The organism is Microbacterium sp., assembly GCF_035277845.1.
Taxonomy (GTDB): Bacteria; Actinomycetota; Actinomycetes; order Actinomycetales; family Microbacteriaceae; genus Microbacterium.
In genome coordinates, this window is the sequence record NZ_DATEJS010000106.1 from 1 (window position 1) to 6,852 (window position 6,852).

Sequence of the window (6,852 nt, forward strand, 5' to 3'; positions counted from 1 at the left end):
CCGACTCCCGCTTCGAAATCCGCCGACGGTGAAAGCCGGGTCCGCCCGGTGAAACTCTCAGGCCCATGACAGAGGGGGAGTGCAGGTGTCGATCGACGCCTGCGCCCGAACCCGTCTGGAGCCGCCATGTCAGAATCCCCCGCGTCGCGCGAGAGCGCGCCGCAGCCGAGCAGGTACACGCCCCTGCGAGACCGCCACGAAGCGCTCGGGGCATCCTTCACCGACTTCGGCGGCTGGATGATGCCCGTCCGCTACACGTCCGACCTCGCCGAGCACCACGCCGTGCGTCAGGCCGCGGGCCTCTTCGACATCTCGCACATGGCCGAGTTCGACGTCACCGGCCCCGAGGCGGGCGCCTTCCTCGACTATGCCCTCGCGGGACGGCTGTCCGCCCTGGCGATCGGCAAGGCCAAGTACTCGCTGGTGCTCGCCGACGACGGCAGCATCATCGACGACGTCATCGTCTACCGCCTGGGCGACGACCGGTTCCTCGTGATCTCGAACGCCGGCAACCGCGACGCCGTCGCGGCCGCGTTCACCGCCCGGGTGTCGGGCGACGTGGTCGTGGAGGACGTCAGCGACGCGTACGCCCTCATCGCCGTGCAGGGGCCCCGCGCCGAGGAGATCGTGCGCGCGACGCCGGACCTCTCCATCCCCGAGCTCGACGACCTCAAGTACTACGCCTGGGTGCCGGGTTCGTTCGGCGCGGAGTCCGTGCTCGTCGCACGCACCGGCTACACGGGCGAGGACGGCTTCGAGCTGCTCGTGCCGACGGCGGCCGCGGGGGCGCTCTGGGACGCGGTGCTGGCCGCCGGCGAGCCCTTCGGCCTGGTCCCCGCCGGCCTCGCCGCGCGTGACACGCTGCGCCTGGAGGCCGGGATGCCGCTGTACGGACACGAGCTGTCGCGCGACATGAAGCCCGCCCAGGCCGGACTCGGCCGTGTCGTCGTGGACGCCAAGGACGCCTTCGTCGGCAAGGGCCGCACCGAGCCTGCCGCCGACGCTCCCGTGCTCGTCGGACTCGTCGCCGAGGGCCGACGCGCCGGCCGTGCCGGATACGCCGTGACCGATGCGGACGGCAACGCGGTCGGCGAGGTGACGAGCGGCGCTCTCAGCCCCACGCTCGGCCACCCCATCGCGATGGCGTTCGTCCAGCCGGCGTTCGCGACCGGAGACCTTCCCCTGTTCCTCGACGTCCGCGGCACGCAGATCCCCGCGGCCGTCACCGCCCTGCCCTTCTACCGGAGAAGCAAATGACCGACCTCACCGCCCTGTCCTACACCGCCGAGCACGAGTGGGTCGCCGCCGACGGCGATGTCGTGACCGTCGGCATCACCGACTTCGCCGCCGACAAGCTGGGCGACGTCGTCTACGTCGACATCCCCGCGGTCGGCACGGACGTCACCGCCGCCGAGGTCTGCGGCGAGATCGAGTCGACCAAGTCGGTCGGGGAGCTCTACGCCCCGGTCTCGGGCACGGTCGTCGAGGTCAACGACGCGGTCGTCGACGATCCGTCGCTCGTGAACGCGGAGCCCTTCGAGGGCGGCTGGCTGCTGCGCATCCAGGTCGCCGGGGACGCCACCGCCGGCCTCCTCGACCGCGCCGCGTACGAGGCGCTGACCGGCGGCGACGCGTGAGCGCCGCTTTCACCGAACGCCACATCGGGACGGATGCCGCCGCCCAGCGCACGATGCTCGACGCCCTCGGCTACGACAGCGTCGACGCGCTCGTGCAGCGCGCGGTGCCGGCATCCATCCACGCCGCGCCGCGCGCGACGAGCACCATCCCGGCGGCGGCCACCGAGGCGGAGGCCCTCGCCGAGCTGCGCGACCTGGCATCCGCCAACCGCGTCGCCCGCCCGATGATCGGACTCGGCTACTACGACACGTTCACCCCGTCGGTGATCGCGCGGAACGTGCTCGAGAACCCGTCCTGGTACACCGCGTACACGCCCTACCAGCCCGAGATCTCCCAGGGACGGCTCGAGGCGCTCATCAACTTCCAGACGATGGTCACCGACCTCACCGGTCTCGCGACGGCCAACGCGTCGATGCTCGACGAGTCGACCGCCGTCGCCGAGGGGATGCTGCTGGCCCGCCGCGCGTCCAAGTCGACGTCGAACGTGTTCCTCGTGGATGCCGACGCGCTGCCGCAGACCAAGGACCTGCTCGCGCAGCGGGCCGCCGCCGTCGGCATCGAGCTGCACGAGACCACGTATCGCGCCGACCCCGAGCAGCTCGAGGCGTTCGGGGCGTTCATCCAGTACCCGGGCGCGTCGGGCCGGGTGTGGGATCCGTCCGAGGTCGTCGCGGCGGTGCACGCGCAGAGCGGCCTCGTCGTGATGGCCGCCGACCTGCTCGCGCTCACCCTGCTGCGCTCGCCCGGGTCGCTGGGGGCGGACGTCGCGGTCGGCACCACGCAGCGCTTCGGCGTGCCGCTCGGCTTCGGCGGCCCGCATGCCGGCTACATGGCCGTGCGCGCGGGACTCGAGCGCCAGCTGCCGGGGCGCCTCGTCGGCGTCTCGCAGGATGCCGCGGGCCACCCCGCCTACCGCCTCGCCCTGCAGACGCGCGAGCAGCACATCCGCCGCGAGAAGGCGACCTCGAACATCTGCACCGCCCAGGTGCTGCTCGCCGTCATGGCCGCGATGTACGCGGTCTACCACGGCCCGGACGGTCTGCGCCGCATCGCGAGCGAGACCGCGCAGAAGGCGCAGGCACTGGCCGAGCGCCTCCGCTCGTACGAGCTGAACGTCACCGAGGAGTCGTTCTTCGACACCATCCGGGTCGTCACGGCGGGTCCCGCGCAGCGCGTCGTCGACCGCGCGCGCTCGAAGGGCTACCAGCTGCTGCTCGTCGACGACGCGACGGTGGGTGTCTCGGTCGATGAGACCACCACCGCCGACGACCTCGCAGCCGTCGCCTGGGCGTTCGGGCTGCCGGAAGCCGACGAGCGCGACGTGCGCGACCTGCCGTACGGCGACGCGACCCCGATCGCCGGCGTTCCGGACCGGCTGCGCCGCGCGGACGCCTACCTCGAGCATCCCGTGTTCAACACGCACCGCTCCGAGACGGCGATGATGCGCTACCTGAAGCAGCTCGCCGATCGCGACTACGCGCTCGACCGCGGCATGATCCCGCTCGGCTCGTGCACGATGAAGCTCAACGCCGCCACCGAGATGGCCGCGGTGTCGTGGCCGGAATTCTCGCGGGTGCACCCCTTCGCGCCGGAGCACGACGTGCACGGCTATCTCGCGATGATCGAGCAGCTGGAGTCCTGGCTCGCCGAAGTCACCGGGTACGACGCCGTGTCTCTGCAGCCGAACGCCGGCTCGCAGGGGGAGCTCGCGGGCCTTCTCGCCATCCGCGGGTACCACGACGCGAACGGCGACGAGGACCGGCGGGTCTGCCTCATCCCGTCGTCCGCGCACGGAACGAACGCGGCATCCGCCGTGCTCGCGGGCATGCGCGTGGTCGTCGTGGCGTGCGACGATGCGGGCAACGTCGACCTCGACGACCTGCGGGCGAAGATCGCCGAGCACGCCGACGCCCTCGCCGCGCTCATGATCACCTACCCGTCCACGCACGGCGTGTACGAGCAGGACGTGGTGGAGATCACGCAGGCCGTGCACGATGCCGGCGGCCAGGTGTACGTCGACGGCGCGAACCTCAACGCCCTGCTCGGCTTCGCCCGCTTCGGCGACCTCGGCGGAGACGTCTCGCACCTGAACCTGCACAAGACGTTCGCGATCCCGCACGGCGGCGGCGGCCCGGGCGTCGGCCCCGTCGCCGCCAAGGCGCACCTCGCGCCGTTCCTCCCGTCGCACAGCCTCGCCCAGCGTGCCGACCACGCCGGCGGGTACGTGTTCGCGGGCGGGCCGATCTCGGCCGCCCCGTACGGCTCCGCGGGCATCCTGCCCATCTCCTGGGCGTATGTGCGGATGATGGGGGCGGAGGGACTGCGGGATGCCACGGCCGCCGCGGTGCTCGCCGCCAACTACATCGCCTTCCGGCTGCGCGAGCACTACCCGGTGCTGTACGCGGGCGCCGACGGACTCGTCGCGCACGAGTGCATCCTCGATCTGCGTCCGCTCAAGGACGAGACCGGGGTCACCGTGGACGACGTCGCCAAGCGGCTCATCGACTACGGCTTCCACGCACCGACCATGTCGTTCCCGGTGGCGGGCACGCTCATGGTGGAGCCGACCGAGTCGGAGGACCTCGCCGAGCTCGACAGGTTCGTCGACGCCATGATCGCGATCAAGGCGGAGGCGCTGGAGGTGGCTGCGGGCACGTGGGCCGCCGACGACAACCCGCTCGTGAACGCGCCGCACACCGCGCAGTCGATCGCGATGGGGGAGTGGACGCACGCCTACACCCGCGAGGTCGCCGTCTACCCGGTGCCCACCCTGGTGCGCACGAAGTACTGGCCGCCGGTGCGTCGCATCGACCAGGCGTACGGCGACCGCCATCTGGTGTGCGCCTGCCCGCCGCCGGAGGCCTTCGAGTAGAAGAGCGAGGCCGTGCTCTGGCCGGGGTCAGGCGAAGACCCGCGGCCAGAGCACGACCGCGAGCGGATATCCGACGAAGGACGCGATGTCCAGGAGCGCGTGGGCGACCACGAGCGGCGCCGTCCGACCCCAGCGCCGGTAGCACCAGCCGAACGCGACGCCCATGACGAAGTTGCCCACGAACGGCCCGATGCCCTGGTAGAGGTGGTAGCTGCCGCGCACGAGCGCCGACGCGATGATCATCGACCAGGACCCCCAGCCGAGCTGGCGCAGTCGGGTGAAGAGGTAGCCGATCATGATCACCTCCTCCTGAAGACCCGCACGCACGGCCGAGAGCACGAGCAGCGGCACGGTCCACCAGGCGGCGCCGAGGGGGGATGCCTGCACGGCGACCGTGGCGCCCAGCACGCGCCCGAGTGCGTACAGCGCGATGCCGGGGATGCCGATGCCGAGGAACAGGAGCGCCCCGGCGCCGATGTCCTTCGCGGGCCGCGCGGCGTCGAGCCCGATGCGGCGGAAGGAACTGCAACCCGGCTGCCAGAGCAGGTACACGACCAGCGCCACGGCCATCAGCGAGAAGACGACGTCGAGCAGCTGGTACGTGATGTTCAGCCACGGCACGGGGGACAGCGAGGTGTTCAGCGCCGTGCTCTGCCGGCCGAGCGGCGTCGACGACGACAGCCGCTGCACGATCGTGAGGATCGAGTAGACCGCGGCCTGTCCGAGCGACAGCCCGAGGACGATGGCGACCTCCCACCAGAGCGCCGCGCGTCGCGTGGCCGGGACGACGTCTTCGTGGGGGTGCGGCATCCGTCTCGGATGCCTGACCGCAGTGTCGCTCATCCTTGCATCCTCCCACCGCTTCGGATGCGTTCCACCCAGCTGCGCAGCGGCGCCGCAATCTGGACGCGGCATGAGACTCAATCGCAAAGAACCTGGGACTGCGTATCATTTGGCCTAAAGAGGTCACCATCCGGTAACGGCTATGCGATGTGTGTTGCAGGGGGCCTGAACCGCGCTTACCTTGTATGTAACTCGCGTGGACGAAGCCGAGGCTGGCGTCGTGCATGCCCACCCCACCAGGAGGAAAAGTGAAAATGAAGCGAACCGTCGTCGCCGTCGCAGCCGTGGCTGCAACGGGCGTCGTCCTCGCTGGCTGCTCCGCACCCAAGGGCAGCTCGATCAACGAGAAGACATCGCTGTCGATCGCATCCAACTCGGCTGTCACGTCGCTGAACCCGCTCGTCTCCGAGCAGTACAGCACGTACAACTCGAACCCGAACTACATCATGAACGGGGTCGGCTTCAACTACTACGACAACTCTCCCAAGCTCGTCGACAACACCAAGTACGGCACGTACAAGAAGATCTCGGACAACCCGCTGACCATCCAGTACACGCTGAGCGACAACGCGAAGTGGAGCGACGGCGACCCGATCAACGCGGCCGACATCCTGCTCCAGTGGGCGTCGAGCATCTCGAAGTACAACGCGCCCAAGGGTGCCGTGAACTTCGACTCGATCAACGCCGGCACCGGCCTCGACGGCATCACCAAGGTTCCGACGATCTCCAACGGCGGCAAGACGGTCACGGTCGTCTTCGACCAGCCCTACGTCGACTGGCAGCAGAGCCTGCTCACACCGCAGCTTCCCGCGCACATCGTGTACCAGGAGGCCTTCCCGGGCAAGAACCTGTCCAACGCCGACGCCGACAAGGCGGTGATCACGGCCCTCCAGAACAACAACACGTCGGAGATCGCCGCGATGGCGAAGGCGTGGAGCACCAAGTGGGTCGTCGATTCGATGCCGAGCGACAAGAAGCTGCTCGTCAGCTCCGGCCCGTACCAGGTGACGGCGTTCGTCAAGAACCAGTACATGACCCTCACCAAGAACCCGAACTACAAGGCCGGACCGGAGCCGAAGGTGGACAGCATCACCGTCCGCTTCATCACCGACCCGACCGCGCAGATCCAGGCCCTCCAGAACGGTGAGGTCGACATCGTCTACGGCCAGCCGACGACCGACACCCTCGGTTCGATCAAGAAGGCCTCGGGCATCAAGTACACGCAGACCAGCGCCGCCTCGTACGAGCACGTCGACCTGCACATGAACAACGGCGGTCCCTTCGACCCGGCCTCCTACGGCGGCAACGCCCAGAAGGCCCTCGAGGTGCGTGAGGCGTTCCTCAAGACGATCCCGCGCCAGCAGATCGTCGACAAGCTGATCAAGCCGCTCAACCCCAAGGCCACGCTCGACGAGTCGACGATGTTCCTGCCGGGCGCCGCGGGCTACGACATGTCCGTCCAGAACAACGGCATGAGCGCGTACGACAACGTGGACATC

5 protein-coding genes are annotated in these 6,852 nt (G+C 69.7%); 4 read left to right on the forward strand and 1 reads right to left on the reverse strand.

The genetic code is table 11. The features are described from left to right. Positions 1–126 precede the first annotated feature (126 nt). The 3 genes from gcvT to gcvP are packed head-to-tail and all read left to right on the forward strand — an operon-like array spanning position 127 to position 4,510. Positions 127–1,257, forward strand: a complete 1,131-nt coding sequence (gene gcvT / locus VJR25_RS04550) for a glycine cleavage system aminomethyltransferase GcvT (RefSeq protein ID WP_324112976.1) — start codon at positions 127–129, stop codon at positions 1,255–1,257. Next, positions 1,254–1,637 (forward strand): glycine cleavage system protein GcvH, encoded by a 384-nt coding sequence (gcvH, locus tag VJR25_RS04555; protein ID WP_324112978.1) that lies wholly within the window; start codon positions 1,254–1,256, stop codon positions 1,635–1,637. Before gcvT ends, gcvH begins: the two co-directional genes overlap by 4 nt. 53 nt (positions 1,638–1,690) lie before the next feature. Then, complete coding sequence (gcvP, locus tag VJR25_RS04560; protein WP_414683733.1) at positions 1,691–4,510, forward strand: aminomethyl-transferring glycine dehydrogenase; 2,820 nt, start codon at positions 1,691–1,693, stop codon at positions 4,508–4,510. Between the two features lie 27 nt (positions 4,511–4,537). Here the strand turns inward: gcvP and VJR25_RS04565 are convergent, their stop codons facing one another. After that, the gene (locus VJR25_RS04565; protein WP_324112984.1) at positions 4,538–5,320 is read right to left on the reverse strand and encodes a type II CAAX endopeptidase family protein; all 783 of its coding nucleotides are present in this window, start codon (positions 5,318–5,320) and stop codon (positions 4,538–4,540) included. Between the two features lie 287 nt (positions 5,321–5,607). Between VJR25_RS04565 and VJR25_RS04570 the strand changes: the two genes are divergently transcribed. Next, on the forward strand, positions 5,608–6,852 hold a 1,245-nt coding region (locus VJR25_RS04570), incomplete at its 3' end, for an ABC transporter substrate-binding protein (protein ID WP_324112982.1).

Excerpts from the sequence above, each read along its gene's own strand:
- gcvT (WP_324112976.1), top strand. The coding sequence starts at position 127 with ATGTCAGAATCCCCCGCGTCGCGCGAGAGCGCGCCGCAGCCGAGCAGG.
- gcvH (WP_324112978.1), top strand. The coding sequence starts at position 1,254 with ATGACCGACCTCACCGCCCTGTCCTACACCGCCGAGCACGAGTGGGTC.
- gcvP (WP_414683733.1), top strand. The coding sequence starts at position 1,691 with ATGCTCGACGCCCTCGGCTACGACAGCGTCGACGCGCTCGTGCAGCGC.
- VJR25_RS04565 (WP_324112984.1), bottom strand. The coding sequence starts at position 5,320 with ATGCCGCACCCCCACGAAGACGTCGTCCCGGCCACGCGACGCGCGGCG.